The sequence below is a fragment of the Amycolatopsis sp. cmx-11-32 genome (assembly GCF_047608695.1).
GTDB lineage: Bacteria > Actinomycetota > Actinomycetes > Mycobacteriales > Pseudonocardiaceae > Amycolatopsis.
Genome location: NZ_JADNQN010000003.1, coordinates 733,429 through 750,030, shown reverse-complemented (window position 1 = coordinate 750,030; position 16,602 = coordinate 733,429). Strand labels below are relative to the sequence as shown.

Below are 16,602 nucleotides of genomic sequence, written 5' to 3'. Positions count from 1 at the left end.
CCAGTTAAGTGCCGTACCGTGTCGAAAGGTCTCATGTGCCGATGGCTGATTCTCGCGCCGTAGTGGACAGTATTGCGGCCGCTGTGGGGTGGACTGACACTGTTTCTGTGGCGCTTGACTGGAGCGTGGTCGAGCGCACTCTGGGTTTTTCGCTTCCTGGAGACTACAAGGAATTCATGGAACGGTTTCCGTCGGCCGCGTTTCGTGATGTTGTAACCTTCTGGAATCCGATCCAGGGCGTCGAGTCCCTTGCTCGGTTTAGGGAAGAGATCGACCGAATTCTCATCGGTGTAAGGATAGGTTGGGAACGGGAATATCACACCTTTCCGCCGTTTCCTGAACCCAAGGGAGCGATCCCCTTCGCATCCGATTCCGGCGGAGGGTCGCTGTTGTGGCTACCTTGGACAGACGACCCTGATGAGTGGCATGTCGTGTATCAAAGCCGACACAGCCCTGACGACTGGACCAGGACGAAACGGTCGATGACAGAAGTCATGCTCGAACTCGCGACCAGTCGAAGCAAGAGAAATATTCTCGGATGGGACATGGCCGCCAAAGAGCGATCACTGGAGCCTTTCGAAGTCGTTTCCTGAACCGAGAACCCAGTCGGACCAAACCCCGGGCACGAGCCAGCCATGCGACCTGCGATCAATCCATGACCGAGTTGTTGCAGGAAACAGTTCGGGGATTCTGCGGAGGACAGGCCTGGACGTTAGCGTGCAGAGGCTTGCCTCCTGCGTCAGCGCCAGGCGATCTCGCTGGCGCTGATGGCGGGATGCCGTTCGTGATAGGGAATTCACGGTCCTGGACGAGGTGCTGAGGAGCTCGGTCACGCTTGGCCTATGTAGACCGGTAGATCCCTTCACTGACGTGTCACTCCATGACGCACCAGGATGGGGTTGGACTTGTGCGGGATCTTCACAGGCAAACCGAGGCAGATTGGGCTGCGGGCGCGCTATCACCGCAGGTCAGCAGGGTGTGCTCCCCGCAGGTGCGGGGATGATCCGGGGTTGCGCGACGGCAGAGCGGACATGACCGCGTGCTCCCCACAGGTGCGGGATGATCCGGCGATGAGCCCGGAGGTATCGGCCGAGGTCATGTGCTCTCTGCAGGCGCGGGGATGATCTGGAGTACTGCACCGACTTGTCGTCGGCAACCGGGTGCTCCCGCAAACGCGGGAAGCACGGGTTCCCTGTTGCGGAGCGGGGGTGTCAGGGCCGGTTCTGAGCGTCGTGGAGACGCTTGCGGACATAGGCGGCATTGTGCGGGAGACCGTAGTCGTCGTGGATTGCAGCGGATTCCTTCCAACAGGCAATGGCCTCGCTGATGTGGCCGAGCTGGCGCAAGGAGGCTGCGAGGACATCCAGTGGCGTCGCGATGCTTTCGTCCCGGCTGACGCCGACACGGCGACCAATGGCTATCGCCTCCCGACACAGGGCGATGGCAGTCTCGTGGTGCCCCAGTCCCTACTGCGCTCGGGCTACGTCAGTTATCGCACCTGATTCACCGGCGCGGTCTCCTGCTTTCCGACGCAGACTCAGCCCGCGTTGACCGTGATCGAGGGCTTCCCGGTAGCGGCCGAGGCCAACGTACGCGGCGCTGAGATTGCCTTCGATTACGACTTCCCAGCGTCCCGTGTCAATGCCACGGCTGAGTGACAACGCTTCGTCGAGATACCGCAGAGCATTCTCGAATCGCCGCTGCTTCAGAAGAAGCAGCCCGCGATCATTGAGCACCCAAACTCTCAATTCGTCGTCGCCCAGATCTCGTGCCATCGCTTCCACCCGATCAAGATCGACGGCCGCTTGCTCCCACCTATGCAGATACGTCGCCGCGCTCCCACGATGCGCCAGCAGCTGCGCCTCCTGGATGTGGCCGCCGACCCTGCACGCAGCCATGAGCCCGACTGTCACAATGTCGATCCACGTTTGCCAGCTGACCGTTGTCGCGGTGAAGGCGCACGCGATGGTCAGCGAGACGGTGCGGCGATCCAGCCGATGCTCGGCGGCATAATGCAGCGCGGCAATCAGGTTGTCGCGTTCAGTGCTGAGCCAGGCCAGCGCGTGGTCGAAGTCGCCGATCGGGTACGGGCGGGCTGGCTCGGCCACGACGTCCCAAGGCCTCGTCTGTGCGGGGTAGAGCTTTCGGTCGGCTGCGTGGGCGGTGTGGATGTACCAGGTCAGCACAGCATCCAGCGCCTGGTCCCGGTCGTCGCCGGTGTCGTGGTGCAGGGCTTGGTCTGCGGCGTAGGTGCGTAGCAGGTCGTGGAACCGGTACCGGCCACCGGCGACGGGTTCAATCAGATGCGCGTCAGCCAGGGCGGCGAGTAGAGGACGAGCGTCGGCGGGGGACAGTCCGGCTAGCGCGGCCGCGGCCGGGAGCGACAGGTCAGGGCCGGGGTGCAGGCCGAGGCGGCGGAACAGCTGCGCCTGCTCGGGTGGGAGTCGCCGGTAGGACCAGTCGAACACCGCACGGACGGCGGCCCGCTCATCAGCGAACTCACTGAGAACGTCGAGCCGGGTGCGGTCGTCGGCCAACTCGGAGACGACCTCGGCGACCGTCAGATGAGAATGGACGGCGGCACGGCTTGCCGCGACCCGCAGCGCCAGCGGCAACCGCGTGCACAACCGGACCAGTTCATTGACCGCATCGCGTTCGGCGGCGGCCCGCTCGGCGCCGAGGATGCCGGTGATCAGATCGAGTGCTTCGGGCGGGGTGAGCAGGTCGAGGGTGAGGCGGTAGGCGGCGTCGGTGACGACAAGGCCAGTGAGGCTGTCGCGGCTGGTGATCACCACCATGCAGCCGGCGGTGCCAGGTAGGAGGGGCCGGACCTGCTCGACGCTGTAGGCGTTGTCCAATACCATCAGCACCCGCTTGTCCGCCAGCATCGACCGCAGTAGCCCCGCCTGCATTTCGACGTCGGCGGGGACCGCGCGGGCCGCGACCCCCAAGGCTCGCAGGAAACCACCGAGGGCTTCGGCGGCGGTAGCGGGTTCGCCGGGACCATAGCCGCGCAGGTTGACGTGCAGGGTGCCGTCGGGGAATCGGCGCTGGATCCGGTGGGCCCAGTGCAGCGCGAGGGCGGTCTTGCCCATCCCTCCCGCCCCGTCGACAGCGGTGATCACCACCGACTGCGGTCGCTCGTCGTCCTGGCCGGGGTCGGGCGGGATCAGCGCGTCGAGCGCGGCCAAGTGTTCCGCCCGGCCGGTGAAATCCCGCACCGACCCGGGAAGCTGCCGGGGTACCCCCCGTCCGCCCCCGTGGTGGATCTCCATCGGCCCGCTGGGGTCACGGCGCTTCATCCGTGTGCGGTTCACCGTCAGGTGGGTGATCGGTGCGCTACTGTCGGCGACAGGGCTTTCCTGCGGCCAGGATGGCGAGGGCGATGGACACGAGATGTCGGATGTCGGGCGCGTGGTTGAAGAAGGCGCGTGGGCGGAAGGGCTTGTCGCAGCTGGAGTTCGCCGAATTGATTGGCCGGTCGGAGAGCTGGGTGTCGAAGATCGAGACCAACTCGATCCGGTTGAAGGACCTGGACCTGGCGGAGCGGATCGCGGACGTGCTCGGCGTGCCTTTGGCGGGCGTGCTCGGTCTCGACACCTCGGTATCCGGTGGGGCGGCAGCGTCGGTGTCGGGTGGGCATACTCGCGTGCAGAGCGCAGTGCCGCAGGTGACCGACGCACGTGAGTGGGAGATGTGGGACAGCATGAAACGCCGATGGTTCCTGACGCAGGCAGCGCTGGCCGCACTCGCCGTGACGGAGGCGCTGCGGCCCGGCCCGAGTGATGCTGTTCTGGCAACGGTCTTCGAGCGGGATGGCGTCGATGAGCAGACCGTTGCCAGTCTGGAGCAGGTGGTTCTGGGGTGGCGCCAGGCGTATCGCACGGCCAGCGCGCAGACGTTGCTGGGGCCTGCCCACAGCACCCTGAATCTGCTGGTTGAGATGGCTCCGGACGCCGGTCCTCGTCAGGACCGTGTGGTGTCCCTGATTGGGCAGATGTCGGCGTTGGTGGGGACGATGCTGATGCTGGACATGGCGGATTTCGAGGGCGCCCGGCATTTTCTGACCGTCTCCGCCCGCGCGGGTCACCAATCCCGCGACGCTGAACTGACGGCTTTGGCGCTGGGCTGCAGGGCCTTCCACGCAGCTTACGGTCAGGAACCAGATCCGCGGGAAAGTTTGCGGTTCGCTGAGGGGGCGCTCGTGGCGGCGGAGACGGGTATTCATCCGCGCACGCATGCGTGGCTTCAGGCGGTGACCTCGGAAATGCGTGCCACTGCGGGCGAAGACTCCAGTTGCCGGCGTGCGCTCGACATCTCGGCCGCTTTGCTGGGGCAGCCGGAACGGGACAGGCCGTGGCTGGGGATCGGCGCGTTCGGCACGGCGAAGCTCACCGCGTACCGGGGTGGTGACCTGTCCCGCCTGGGTCAGCACAGCCAGGCGCAGGCCACCCTGATGGAGGCGCTGCACGCGCTCGACCCGAGCATGCGGAAGCATCGCTGTACGGCGTTCATCGATCTGGCAGAGTCCTTCGCCCGTTCCGGTGACATCGACGCGGCTTGTGAGCATGCCGGCAGCGCTCTGACCATCATCCAGAAGACGCGGCACGCCGACAGCTTGAAGCGGGTCGATGTGTTGCACCGCAAGGTCACGATGACCCGCGCGCCCGCGGCGCGCCGCTTGGGTGAGAAGCTGATCGGGTGCAAAGCCGTCGTCACGTGACCCACACTGGCCTGTTGCTGGACTTCGGCGGTGTCGTGACCACCGACTTCTACGGGGCTTTGCGAGCGTTTTGCCTGCGGGAACGGCTTCCGGAGAACGCGATCGAGACGGCCTTGGCCACTCCTGCCGGGCACGAGGCTCTCGCTGCGGTGGAGTCCGGTGTCCTGCCGCAGCGCGACTACGAGCAGACGTTGGCGCGCATGCTGGGCCTGGACGCGGACGGCCTGCTCGCGCGTGCGTTGGCGGATCTGCGACCGCGGACTGAGGTTTATACGCTGGTCGACCGGGCTCGTGCCGCGGGGATCACCGTGGGGGTGCTGTCGAATTCCTGGGGGACAGGGGCGTTCGATCCCTACGCCGGGTACGGCCTCGAGGAGCGGTTCGACGCGGTGGTGATCTCGGATCAGGTCGGGATGCGCAAACCTGACCCGGCCATCTACCGGCTGGCCGCTGACCAGATCGGTGTCCAGACCGGCGACTGTGTGTTCGTCGATGACACTCCCCGGAACCTGCCGCCGGCCAGTGAACTCGGCATGGTCACGGTGCTGTTTCCCGACACCCGCAGCGGTGTCGACGAGATCGAGCGCCTGCTGGGCCTGCATGACCAGTAACCGGGTTCCTACCCCGTAACCCGGTTACTGATCCAGCCCCGCCGATTCTCGTAGCGTTCGGGACGGGCCCGGTGCCACATCAGGTGGGGTCGGGCCGACGAGAGCCGCGGCGGGATGAGCCGGGCGGATGGCGCGGACACACGTACCGCAGCCCAGCCCGTCGCGGTCTCCCTCACTCATGGAGGCCGCCGGCATGGCAGGGGTACAGCGTTTCTCCGACCCGGCGGCCGATGTTGTACCGGGGACCGCAGCTGTCCGGCACCGGGTTGTCGTGCGGGTCTACAGCGGCGACGGACGCCGCCACGCCTACCTCGCCGTCGACCTGGTGCAGGAGGGCTACTACCAAGTCCACCCAGTGTGCAATCAGGTGTTCGGCTACCGCCTCGCCCACCTGGCGGAGCTAATCGGGCCCACCAGCTTCCGCAACCTCGAGAACCGATTCGAGGGCTGCGAATCGTGCGCGAACTCAACCACACGAAGTCCTCGTCGACAACGAAATCGTGGCGGTGCGCGGCACGCTGGACGTTCCTGGGAACGCACGACGACATCCGCGTCCCGCGTCGAAAGCGACTGTGGCCCTGGCCGCATGATCATGCCCCGCCCCTCAGCGTAGGAGGACTACCCAACATGTCCGATGCCGCCAGCGCGCTGCCGATCCCCGGCGCGTGGACGATCGAGACCCCTCGCCATGAGGACGGACGGGGGAGTTTCCACGAGTGGTACAGAGACGACACCGTGCGCGCCGCGACCGGCGAGAGCTGGCAGCCGCGGCAGGCCCACTGGTCGGTGTCCCGTAGGGGAGTGCTCGGCGGGATCAGCGTGGTCACCGGGGCGCCCGGGCAGGCGAAGTACGTGACGTGCGTGCGAGGGGCGGTGTTGGACATCGTGGTCGACGTGCGAGCGGGGTCCCCGACGTTCGGCCGCTGGCACCTGGAGCGCCTCGACGAGGACCACGACCTGTCGCTGTACCTCGCCGACGGTCTCGGGCACGCGTTCCTGTCTCTCGCCGAGAACTTGACTGTGATGTACCTGCTGTCCCAGCCGCACGATCCCGCCCGCGAACTCCGTGTCCAGGCACTCGACCCCGACCTCGGTATCACCTGGCCGCCCGAGGTCACCGTGAGCCAGTCGGCGAAGGATCTCGCGGCCCCCTCACTCGCCGAAGCCGAACGAGCCGGGCTGCTCCCCGCGTACACGCGTTGACGAACCAGAAATCAGTTGAGCACAGGTGTTTGCCCCCTCGATGGTGTCGAGACAGATTGGACTGATCATGCACAGAGTGCTCGTGACGGGCGGGGCCGGATTCATCGGCTCGCACCTGGTCGACCGTCTCATCCAGACAGACCAGGTCGACCAGGTGACCGTTCTGGACAGTCTCACCTACGCTGGCGACCGGCGGAATCTCGCGGCCGCCATGGATTCTCCGAAACTGACGTTCGTCGAAGGCGACATCCGCGACGCCGGCCTGGTCGGCGATCTCCTGCCCGGCCACTCCGCGGTCGTGCATCTGGCCGCCGAGTCCCATGTGGACCGTTCCCTGCGCGATGTCGGCAACTCGGTCAGCACCAACGTGACGGGCACACAGACACTGCTCGACGCCGCGATGCGCTGCGGTGTCCAGAAATTCGTGCACGTCTCCACCGACGAGGTCTACGGACCGATGCCGACCGGCTCGGCCCGCGAAGATGCTCCGTTGCGTCCCACGGTCTCGTACGCGGCGAGCAAGGCGGCGAGTGACCTGATGGTCAGCTCCTACTTCGTCAGTTTCGGCGTCCCGGTCTGCATCACCCGCAGCTCCAACAACTACGGTCCCCGCCAGCATCCGGAGAAGCTGATCCCGCTGTTCCTGCGCCGGCTCCTCACCGGCGAACCGGTCACTCTGCACGGGCACGGGCAGCATCTGCGGAACTGGCTGCACGTCGAGGACCACTGCCGGGCGATTGACCTGGTCCTGCGCCGCGGCGTCCCCGGCGAAATCTACAACGTCGGCGGCGGCACGGACCTCACCACCCTGGAGCTGACCGGCCGCCTCCTGCAACTGGTCGGGGCGGGCTGGGACGCGGTCACCACCGTCGCGGACCGCACGGCCAATGACATCCGCTACTCGATGGACTGGTCCAAGATCGCAGAACTCGGATTCCAGCCCCGCCGCGATCTGGCGTTCGGACTGGCCGAGACCGTCCACTGGTATCGCGGCAACGTCGATCGCTGGTCCGCAGCCGAGGCTGCGGGGATGTTGGTCGAGGCCGCGGAGCTGACGGCGGTGGGCGGATGACGGTCGTGACAGCGCCGAGCGGGCCTCGCGCCAACGCGCGGCCGTTCCTCTACGGCGACGAGATCACCGCCGTCGCCCGCGCGCTCGAGGGCGGCCAGTACGGGCACGGCGCCGAAACCGAGGCGTTCGAACGCGAGCTGGCCGTCTATCTGGGCACTCCGGACGTGGTCGCGGTCTCCACTGGCACCGCCGCGTTGCACCTGGCGCTCCTGGCCGCCGGTGTGGGGCCTGGTGATGAGGTGGTGGTGCCGTCGCTGACGTTCTGCGCGAGTGTCCAGGCCATCGTCGCGACCGGTGCCCGGCCCCGGTTTGTCGACGTCGACCCGGCCACCTTGTGCACCACCGTCGACCACGTCCGCGCCGCACTGACCCCGGCCACCCGCGCGGTCATGCCGGTCCTCTACGGCGGCCGCGCGGTCGACCTCACCGCCTTGCGCGAGTACCTCGCCGCTCAGGACATCGCGGTCGTCGAGGACGCCGCGCACGCGTTCGGCTCCTTCACCGGCCCGCGCCGTGTCGGCGCCACCGGCGACCTGACCTGTTTCAGCTTCGACGCGATCAAAGCACTCACCTGCGGAGACGGCGGAGCGATCGTCCCGCGCACTGCTGGTGAGGCCACGGCGCTGCGCCGGGCGCGTGCGCTGGGCATCACCAGCGGCCGGGCCCAGCGCGGCCATGCCGTCTCCTACTCCGTGGACGGCGTCGGGTTTCGCTACCACCTCTCCACCCTCCACGCCGCGATCGGCCGAGTCCAGCTCACCCATTTCCCGGAGATGGAAACGCGCCGACGCGGCCTCTGGAACGCCTACGCGGCCGCGCTGCAGGACATCACCGATGTCACCGTGGTCGACCTCGACGTCGCCAACACCGTGCCCTTCAACTGCACGATCCTCATCCCCGCCCCACTGCGGAACGAGGTCCACACGCGGCTGCGCGCCGGCGAGATCGCCGTGGGCGTGCACTATCCGCTCAACCACTACCAGCCCGCGTTCAGCCCGTGTGCCACTCCGCTACCGAGCTCGGAGTCGCTGTGGCAGCGGATCCTCAACCTGCCCTTCCACCCCGACATGACCGACAACGACGTGCACACCGTCGCCGCGGCCCTGCGCAGAGCACTCCGCCTCGCTAGCGGTCGGTCCCACGTCCGCGGGCCCGCGCCCGATCACGACCGGAACCAGGGGCCGCGACCCACGGAGGCAACCCGATGACCGTGCGCCGCGCTGCCGTGCTCGGGAAAGGCAGCCTCGCCGCTCACGCCTGCGAGGTGATCGCGGCGCTACCAGGCACGGTGTTGGACACCGTGATTCCCACCGCACCCGAACCCGACTGGGACATGCGGCTCTCCCGGTTCGTCGAACAGAACTGGCCGGAGACACGCGTGCTGCACGCCGGCGACTGGCGCGACCTCGAACCAGGACGGTGCGACCTCGTCTTCAGCGTGCTCTACGACAAGATCATCGGCCGCGGCCTGATCGAGGGCACCCGGCACATCATCAACTGCCACCCCGGACGCCTGCCCGCCTATCGCGGCGCCCGGCCGGTCAACTGGGCACTGCACAACCGCGACACACTGGCCGGTATCACCATCCACGTCATCGACGACGGCATCGACTCCGGCCCCGTCCTCGCCGAGGCGCTGTTCTCCATCTGGCCGGACGTCGACGAGGTCGCCGACGTCTGGGACCGGGCCATGGACCACGGGCGGCGGCTCATCTCCGACACCCTGCCCCGGCTCGACGCCATCACCCCACAACCCCAGGACGAGACCACGGCGACCATCCACTACCGACGAGACAGCCACCTGCTGGGCGATCGCGATGGCTGGACCAGAAACAGTGCTGGCACCGGCAACTGAGAGCACCGCACGCCCAGCGGAAGCGCCTATCGCTCGCCAGCCCCGTCAAGGACGACATCGACGAGCCGATCAGCGGCGTCCGGCCGCCCCAAGTCGCGCGCACGGGCAGCCATCGCGTGGCGCCGCTGCGGATCGTTCAGCAGCGGCGCCACCGCGTCCTGCAAGCCCGTCGCGGTGACGCTGTTGGCGAGCAGCGCGGCCGCGGCTCCCTGGTCGGCGAGGTGCCGCGCGTTGTGGGCTTGCTCGCCACCGGCGGAGGACGCCAGAGGAATGAGCACTGCCGCTTTCCCCAGCGCGGTCAACTCGGCGATCGTCCCGGCCCCGCTGCGGGAAATCACCACGTCGGCGAGTGCGAACAGATCAGGCAGCTCAGAGCCGACGAACCCGACAGGCAGATAGCGTGCTGAGAGTTCCGGTGGCAACGCGGCCGCGCGTTCCTGCTGCGTCTCCACGGAGGCAGGTCCGCATTGGTGTACGACGTTCGCCTGCTCGAGCAGCCACGGCAGGATCGCTGCGACCAGCTCGTTGATCTGGGTGGCACCTTGCGCGCCGCCGGTGACGTACAACGTCGGCAGCGCACGATCGAATCCCTGAACGCCGAGCGCCTCCACCGCCCGGTCAGCGTCGCCCGCGAGCAGTTCCGAGCGCACAGGGTTTCCCGTGGCGACGGCGCGCTTTTGCGTTGCGGGCGGCAGGTGCGACAGCGTCGATTCCGACGACACCGCCACCCTGGCCGCGAACCGGGCCAGCACGCGGTTCGCGAGGCCCAGCCGCAGTGTCTGCTCGTGGATGACCAACGGACGGTTACACACCCGGGCCGCCACGCCCACTGGCACGGCGACATACCCACCGGTCGCCAGCACCACATCGGGCTGGAACCGCGCGACAACCGACCGCGCCTGGAACACACCGAGCGGAACCCGGGCCATGTCGGCCAGATTGGCCCGCGACAGCATCTTCAACGGGTTGCGCGCACGTCGGATCTTGCCCGTGGCGACCGCCTGGAACGGAATCCCCTCCGCTGCGGTGACGCGAGCCTCCAAACCGGCCGCGGTACCAACCCAGAGGACTTCAACGGCCCGGCCCTCATCGGTCAACCTGGCCCGCAACGTACGAATGGCCGCCAGCGCCGGATAGGTATGCCCACCAGTCCCACCACCTGTGACGATCAACCGAAACGGCCGTTGGACCGACATCGTGCGGTGCCGAGCGTCGGCGTGAGCCGCGGCGTGCTTGTGCATTGTCAAAACCCGCAGTTTCTCAACCTGTCAAAGAGGACTCGACTGTGACCCGGCCTGGCGCCAGCTTTCGACGCTGATTGTTCCATAGTCGGCGATTCCGTTTCGGAGCCACTCACCGTATGCGGTGCAGTACCGCGCTAGGCGTCCAATATGGACACGACCGCGCCCTGGCGGGGTGTCCACTGACGTCGTCAGGGTTCCGGTCGCCTGACAGCTGCTACGGTGCTAATCACCTCGTCCACCCTGTGCAAGGAGGTCTGCCGGCGATGCCTGACTACCCCATCTCCGTCAAAGGCGTCGTCGTGCGCGCAGGCCGCGTACTGCTCCTGCACAACGAACGCGACGAATGGGAACTACCCGGCGGCCGCCTCGAACTCGGCGAAACCCCCGAAGAATGCGTCGCCCGCGAAATCCGTGAGGAGACACGGATCAGCGTCGACGTCGTGGAGATCCTCGATTCGTGGATGTACCAGATCACCGTGGCGAAGAAGAACGTGTTCATCGTGACCTACGGCTGCCGTGCCATCACCGACGCCGCACCTGTCCTGAGCCATGAACACAAACGCGTCGGCGAATTCACCGCCGACGAGATCCCGGACCTGGTCATGCCCGCGGGGCCTGGCCACTAGCGCCCCGGGTCTTGGTGGCCAGGCCCGTCGCGACCTTACCGTTCGGATTAGCGAAGCAGACGGGTTGAACTACTGCACCCACGCGACCGGAGTCGTGCTGGTCCGGGGCGATGCCAGCTGGCGTGGCGCGTGGATGGTCCAAGCACATGGGACCGCGGACGTCATCTTCCGCGACGACGCGGCCTGTGTCTTGCTCCTCGAAACCACCTACGGCGCCGAAACCCGGGAGATCCCCGGCGGCGGGAACGAAGCGAACGAGTCACCCTGGCAATGCGCACGCCAAGAGATACCGATGAGCTCGGGATCGAGGGTCTGCCCGGTCGGAGCCGGGCCGGGGCGTCGATCAACGGGATACATCACCCCGATCGGCGCCATTCTTCTCGCCGGCGCTCGGAGGCCGGGGGAGCAGTGCTCGGAGGGAGGCAGCCCAACGTCTGTCCTCGCGCAGCAGACCAGGCAATGCCTTGAGAATTGGGAGAGCAAGTTTCAAGACCCGCTCGTTCTCGGCGCCGGTCTTAATCAACCAGCGGAGGAACCAGATCGCCAGGGCCATCGTGGTCAGTCGCACTACGGCAGCGAGGGAGCCCAATCCCAGCGCGCCTGCGATGTACGCGTTAACCGGACTTGATCATGAGAGAACCTTTCGGTTTGCGCACCCGCAATCTGCGGGTGGCCCGCCACCGGGTCCACGCCATCGACGCGCGGCCAGCATTTCACCAGGCGGCAAACGACATTCTACCGCCTGGGACAGGCATCCGTTGCCGCACACACTGACTCTGCCCAGGCTCCCCCGAGAAGACACGAGAGGATTGCCGCCATCCGTCCGTTCTCAGGGAAGACTGCGAAAGCCCCGCGGCGCACCGCCACTCGGCGGGTAGGCCCTAGTACTCCAGTCGTAGTTCGTGAGGGTCATGGTTTGTGGGCTGATTGTCGTTGGTAGTGGCTTTGCTGGGCGCGGTATTGGTGGCGTCTGCGCCATGTCGAGCAGCGGATCCGGTGTGTGACATCGAGGATCGGTCGGCTGATGAGCGTGGTGAACAGGTGGTGGATTTCGTTGCAGGTCAATGAGATCCATCCGGCAGTTGCCGGTTCGGGGTTTCGTTCGGTGGACGCGACGACGGCGAGGAAGGCGTGGGCGAGCATCGCCAGGACCGTCCAGCGGTGCCAGGAGGTCCAGCGTCGGACCTGGTGCTGGTCAAGCCCGGTGAGGCCTTTGCCGGTCTGGAACGACTCCTCGACTGTCCATCTGCGGCCCGCGACCTGAACCAGGATCCGCAACGGCACCGGTTCGGGCGAGGCGGCGTCCTTAGGGGCGTCGCCCTCACTCGTTCTCGTGGCCAGCCCGCTAACGGTGCCGCTTGCGAACTGGCAACAACCGGGAGCGTACCCGACTAGCGCACTAGCGCTGTAGTGCGCTAGTCGGAGCCGCTGGACGTTTTGACGCGTCCCTTGGCCTTGGGGGCGGTGGTGGCCTTCTAGCGGGCGGCGCCTCGCTTCTTGGCTGCGGCGGCGGTCTGTCGCTTGCGTGGAGGCATTCAGTTCACCCCTTTCCGCTTCGTCGGGGTCGGGCATGGTGATGCCGAGGAGTTCCGCGGTGGCGTAGCCGTCGAGGTACTTGTCCCCGATGACGACGAGACCGGCGGCGGCGAGGAAGGCGTCTTTGTCGTCCTGGCTTTTGAAGCAGACGCAGAACCAGTACTCGCTTTCGGTCGCGAGCTGTATCCGTTCCAGCTCGCGGGCGGTGCGTTCGCGGAAGCCGCGGTGCAGCGCGTCGAGCTCGGCGGGTGCGTCGTCCTCTTCGTCGCCCGTGTGCTCGATGCCGGCGAGCGGGTCGGGTCCGGCTCGGCCGTGAGCAGGGGCAGCATGTCGTCGTTGGACTTCATTCCGGACGTGGACGGCGACATTTTGAGCAGCGTGGCATTGGGGTCGTCAGCGGGTGAGGTCATGGCGAAGCAACTCCAGTTCGGCGAGAGAGCCGGCCCAGGACTGGGGTGTAGTCCTCGGGTTCGTGGCGGCTCAGTGGTTCGATGAACAGGTGGTCCGAACCGCCGAAGGAGCGGCCGTATTACTCATAATCGACCGACAGCGGATAGCCGCGCTGGGTGAGTGCGGCCCGGATGGTCGACGCCGTGTGCATGCACCGCGAGCACTGCCGCATCGATGATCCGTAGCAGCACGGCCTGGCAAGACGGGAGCAAAGAGGAGGAAGGTGTGCTGACACCGGTTTGGCGTGGTTGTCGAGCGAAACGTGGCGGATGACGAAAGCAGCCTTTCCTCTGAGGCGTTCGAATGTGTTTGGACGCTGGTTGCGGTGACCGTCAGGTTTCGGCAAGCTAGGTAGTATTGGTCGTGCCCTCCCAGGCGAAGGATCTGGGATGTGTGATGACTGCATTTCGTTCGTGTGATTCCGGTGTTCGGCGGGATGACGGCGTGGCCGGTGGGCTTCCGTCGATTCAGCTCGGGCGACTGTCTGAGGCTGTTCCGGTGGGTGACAGGATCGTGGCGTCATTGCTGATGCCTGTCAGAGATTCTGGCCGTCGGGACGCGGTTCCTCCGCCGATGGCTGAGCTCGGTGCGTTGGTCGAGAGTGGCTCGGTCGGGTTCAGTCTTGTCCGGATCGATGACACGGGCACTGTGGCCGCGAAGGTTGCTCTGTCTCAGGTGGCTTGGTCCGCTGGTCAGTTGATCCGGTTCGAGGTGTCCGCTGGTCTTCTGGTGGTGGCACGCGCGGGCGAGCACGCGACCGCGCGCATTCCGTCGAAGATGGGTGTGGTGCTGCCCGCGCGTTTGCGGTCGCGGTGCCGGATGAGGACGGGGGAGCAGGTGTTGCTGGCGTCGTTGATCGAGCACGATCTGCTAGTGGTGTATCCCCAGCACGTCCTGCACACGATGGTCACGGGTTTTCACCAGTCGCTGCTCCGTAGCCGTGATCCGCAGGGCGAATGACAGCCGCTGGAGGTGGTGTTGACAGGCATGATCCGTGTCCGTCAGCACCACCTCTAGCACCGGTGGCCGCTCGGGTGAGCCTGGGTTAGACGGCGAGTGGGTGTGGTTCGCCGGTGAGTGCGGCGAGCGCGGCGGCGACTTCGGTGATGTCGGCTTTGACGTAGCTGGTGGTGGTGAGGTCGCTGCCGGTGTCGGCGTGTCCGGCGTAGGCGCGGGCTACCCCGATACCGAAGTTGCGTTCGACCCAGGTCAGGGTGGTGTGCCGGAGCCAGTGGGCGCTGACCTGCAGGGCCCGGGCCCAGTCGAGTTCGGCGCAGACGCGGCGGAAGATGTAGTCGTAGCGGCGTTTGGTGATGGGATTGCGGTTGGCGTAGCGCAGGAGCTGTTCGTCCGGGTCGCCGCTGCCACGCTCGTCGCTGTTGGCGAGGAGGTGGCGCATCAGGGTGGGGGAGACGGGTTGCCAGCGTTCAGTCCCGCCTTTTTCCCGGAGCAGGATGACACATTGCCGAGGGTCGAGGTCACGGCGGCGCAGCGCGAGCGCCCCGCCGCGGCGGCAGGCGGTTTCCTCGTGCAGACGGCAGAGGAGTGCGTCGAGTTCGGGGTCGTCGCCGGTGCTGGCGACGACGTCGTTAAGTTCCGACAGTTGCGCGTTGGGCAGGGCGCGGCGGGTGGAGGCGTTGCGCCGTGGTTTGGTGACCCTGCGGGCGGGGTTGAGGTGCTGATCGATCCGGCCGTCGTTCTCCAGGTGCTTGTAGAGGCAGCGGATCGCGGCGATGAAGTTCTCGGCGGCGTTGCGGCCGCCGCGGGAGTTGCGGCGGACCACGGCGGTGGTGCGGGCGATCTCGGATTGGGCTTTGATCTCGCTGGCGGTGATCGTGTCCATGGGCCGGTCGCCCCACACCGCGTCGGCTTTCGCCCAGTACGAGCCGTAGGAGGCGGCGGTGCTGGGCGAGAGGAGCGCGGCGACGACGGGGATCCATTCCCGGATGGTCGGCATGGGTCGTGGCCGCGACGCCTCGTCCCCGGGCGGTGGGCCGGCGGCGAGGAGTTCGGCGGGGTCGACACCGAGACGGTTCAGCAGCAGGCGGGCTGTTTCGAGGTCCTGCGGGCTGGCGGAGGTGGTCATGACGCCTCTTCGGTGGCGAGCGTGGCGTGGAAGGTGCGGAGCATCGCCTGCACCGCTGGTTCGGGGTGGACGACGAGAACGTCGTGCTCGGCGTCGGCGACCAGGAGCATCCGGGCTCCCGCGTCGATGCCGCAGGCCCTGCGGACTATCGCGGGCAGGCAGACATAGGGCTTGCGGGGCATGACGAACACGCCGTCGGCACGCCGGTGGATCACCACCGTGGTCTTGATGAGCGTGATCAGCAGCCGGTCACCGGTGTTCCAGCCCAGTGCCGCGACCGCGCCCCGGTCCTGCAGCCGACCGCCGGCGTCGAGCACCGCGATCGACAACCGCGGACCACCGGTCGTGTCCAGCGTGCGCAGGGAGGGAAGTTCCAATGGAACCGGGGCCGACAGCGATGGCCTGGCGCGCGCGGAAGAGGGGACTGTGCCGGGCAGGGACACCGACGAGATCGGTCGGGTCACGACACACCTCCCCGGACTACCGCACGCGGGGAGGGCGCGACCATGATCAGTCTAGCCGACCTAGCCGTGCCGGGAACGCAAGAAAGACCCGCCGTAGCGGGCCAATTACTCTGTGCTGTGGGAGATCCACCATGAATGTGTGTCCGAGGGGCGTGTTGCTCACTATCCACACGCCTCGGTTTGGCCCTATGAAGAGCGGCAATCGACAATCTTAACTGGTCTCTGACCTGCGCGAATGGTGCTCAATGCTGCATTGCGGGGTCGCTTAGGGCGAGGTGCTGGAGGGCGTGAGCTGCATACTCTAGCCGGCGCTCGTTCACCAGTTCGAGTTGATCAACCTGTGGGGTGCCCCGCGGCTTCAGAGCACCACATGTTGTGTCGGTCCCGTGACTTTGTGGGCATTTGGGTTACAGTGATGGTCGCCACGCCCTCTGACTCGGTGCTCGTGGTCGCCGCGATACGAGGTGCTGATGTCTAAAAGTAAGAAGAACAAGAAGAGCGGGAACAAGGGCTCGGCCGTCGAGAGTCCAGCTCGTTCGGTTGACAGTGGCCGTCATGCTCGCGAGAGGTCGTTCGAGTCGTTGGCGACCAAGCATAAGTCTGACGTGCTGGCTGGATCGACGCTTGCTGCGCTGGCCGGGCTAGCTTTGCCGGAGAAGTCGGCGTTGATGGGGACGCTTGGCTCGGTGTCAAGCCTATTCGACGTCAAGGCTGGTGCTGCGTCGCTGCCGG

At 66.6% G+C, this 16,602-nt stretch carries 16 protein-coding genes; 10 read left to right on the top strand and 6 right to left on the bottom strand.

The genetic code is table 11. The features are described from left to right. The first annotated feature begins 41 nt into the window (after positions 1-41). Complete coding sequence (locus ACM6LR_RS12365; RefSeq protein ID WP_414942662.1) at positions 42-593, top strand: SMI1/KNR4 family protein; 552 nt, start codon at positions 42-44, stop codon at positions 591-593. 873 nt (positions 594-1,466) lie between these two features. On the opposite strand, the gene ACM6LR_RS12360 is transcribed toward ACM6LR_RS12365, so the two are convergent. After that, positions 1,467-3,191, bottom strand: coding sequence for a tetratricopeptide repeat protein (locus ACM6LR_RS12360; RefSeq protein ID WP_414943785.1), 1,725 nt, complete (start codon positions 3,189-3,191; stop codon positions 1,467-1,469). 194 nt (positions 3,192-3,385) lie between these two features. Here ACM6LR_RS12360 and ACM6LR_RS12355 point away from each other — a divergent pair, with 194 nt between their 5' ends. After that, entirely contained in the window at positions 3,386-4,723 is a 1,338-nt protein-coding gene (locus ACM6LR_RS12355) for a helix-turn-helix domain-containing protein (RefSeq protein ID WP_414943784.1), read from the top strand. Beyond that, positions 4,720-5,334 carry an HAD family hydrolase gene (locus ACM6LR_RS12350; RefSeq protein WP_414942665.1) on the top strand — a complete coding sequence of 205 codons (615 nt, stop codon included), beginning with the start codon at positions 4,720-4,722 and terminating at the stop codon, positions 5,332-5,334. The genes ACM6LR_RS12355 and ACM6LR_RS12350 overlap by 4 nt, the downstream gene beginning before the upstream one ends. A 172-nt stretch (positions 5,335-5,506) precedes the next feature. Here ACM6LR_RS12350 and ACM6LR_RS12345 read toward each other — a convergent pair whose 3' ends face one another. Beyond that, positions 5,507-5,725: a hypothetical protein gene (locus ACM6LR_RS12345; protein ID WP_414943783.1), complete on the bottom strand. Its 219-nt coding sequence runs from the start codon at positions 5,723-5,725 to the stop codon at positions 5,507-5,509. A gap of 236 nt (positions 5,726-5,961) precedes the next feature. Here ACM6LR_RS12345 and ACM6LR_RS12340 point away from each other — a divergent pair, with 236 nt between their 5' ends. The 4 genes from ACM6LR_RS12340 to ACM6LR_RS12325 all read left to right on the top strand — a co-directional run bounded on the left by ACM6LR_RS12340 (position 5,962) and on the right by ACM6LR_RS12325 (position 9,464). Then, positions 5,962-6,537: a dTDP-4-dehydrorhamnose 3,5-epimerase family protein gene (locus ACM6LR_RS12340; RefSeq protein ID WP_414943782.1), complete on the top strand. Its 576-nt coding sequence runs from the start codon at positions 5,962-5,964 to the stop codon at positions 6,535-6,537. Positions 6,538-6,604: 67 nt separating this feature from the next. Beyond that, the gene (locus ACM6LR_RS12335; protein WP_414943781.1) at positions 6,605-7,609 is read left to right on the top strand and encodes a dTDP-glucose 4,6-dehydratase; all 1,005 of its coding nucleotides are present in this window, start codon (positions 6,605-6,607) and stop codon (positions 7,607-7,609) included. After that, the gene (locus tag ACM6LR_RS12330) at positions 7,606-8,817 is read left to right on the top strand and encodes a DegT/DnrJ/EryC1/StrS family aminotransferase (protein ID WP_414942669.1); all 1,212 of its coding nucleotides are present in this window, start codon (positions 7,606-7,608) and stop codon (positions 8,815-8,817) included. Before ACM6LR_RS12335 ends, ACM6LR_RS12330 begins: the two co-directional genes overlap by 4 nt. Beyond that, positions 8,814-9,464: a formyltransferase family protein gene (locus tag ACM6LR_RS12325; RefSeq protein WP_414942670.1), complete on the top strand. Its 651-nt coding sequence runs from the start codon at positions 8,814-8,816 to the stop codon at positions 9,462-9,464. The genes ACM6LR_RS12330 and ACM6LR_RS12325 overlap by 4 nt, the downstream gene beginning before the upstream one ends. A gap of 26 nt (positions 9,465-9,490) precedes the next feature. Here the strand turns inward: ACM6LR_RS12325 and murG are convergent, their stop codons facing one another. Then, complete coding sequence (gene murG / locus ACM6LR_RS12320) at positions 9,491-10,705, bottom strand: undecaprenyldiphospho-muramoylpentapeptide beta-N-acetylglucosaminyltransferase (RefSeq protein WP_414942671.1); 1,215 nt, start codon at positions 10,703-10,705, stop codon at positions 9,491-9,493. A 266-nt stretch (positions 10,706-10,971) separates the two neighbouring features. Here murG and ACM6LR_RS12315 point away from each other — a divergent pair, with 266 nt between their 5' ends. Continuing rightward, positions 10,972-11,334 (top strand): NUDIX hydrolase, encoded by a 363-nt coding sequence (locus ACM6LR_RS12315; protein WP_414942672.1) that lies wholly within the window; start codon positions 10,972-10,974, stop codon positions 11,332-11,334. Between the two features lie 909 nt (positions 11,335-12,243). On the opposite strand, the gene ACM6LR_RS12310 is transcribed toward ACM6LR_RS12315, so the two are convergent. After that, complete coding sequence (locus ACM6LR_RS12310; RefSeq protein WP_414943780.1) at positions 12,244-12,618, bottom strand: hypothetical protein; 375 nt, start codon at positions 12,616-12,618, stop codon at positions 12,244-12,246. A 213-nt stretch (positions 12,619-12,831) separates the two neighbouring features. On the opposite strand from ACM6LR_RS12310, the gene ACM6LR_RS12305 reads away from it, so the two are divergent. Further along, positions 12,832-13,365, top strand: a complete 534-nt coding sequence (locus ACM6LR_RS12305) for a hypothetical protein (protein ID WP_414943779.1) — start codon at positions 12,832-12,834, stop codon at positions 13,363-13,365. A gap of 453 nt (positions 13,366-13,818) precedes the next feature. Next, positions 13,819-14,280, top strand: a complete 462-nt coding sequence (locus tag ACM6LR_RS12300; RefSeq protein ID WP_414942674.1) for a hypothetical protein — start codon at positions 13,819-13,821, stop codon at positions 14,278-14,280. 85 nt (positions 14,281-14,365) lie between these two features. Here the strand turns inward: ACM6LR_RS12300 and ACM6LR_RS12295 are convergent, their stop codons facing one another. Then, positions 14,366-15,406 carry a tyrosine-type recombinase/integrase gene (locus ACM6LR_RS12295; RefSeq protein WP_414942675.1) on the bottom strand — a complete coding sequence of 347 codons (1,041 nt, stop codon included), beginning with the start codon at positions 15,404-15,406 and terminating at the stop codon, positions 14,366-14,368. After that, positions 15,403-15,870, bottom strand: coding sequence for a hypothetical protein (locus ACM6LR_RS12290; protein WP_414943778.1), 468 nt, complete (start codon positions 15,868-15,870; stop codon positions 15,403-15,405). The genes ACM6LR_RS12295 and ACM6LR_RS12290 overlap by 4 nt, the downstream gene beginning before the upstream one ends. Between the last annotated feature and the right edge of the window lie 732 nt (positions 15,871-16,602).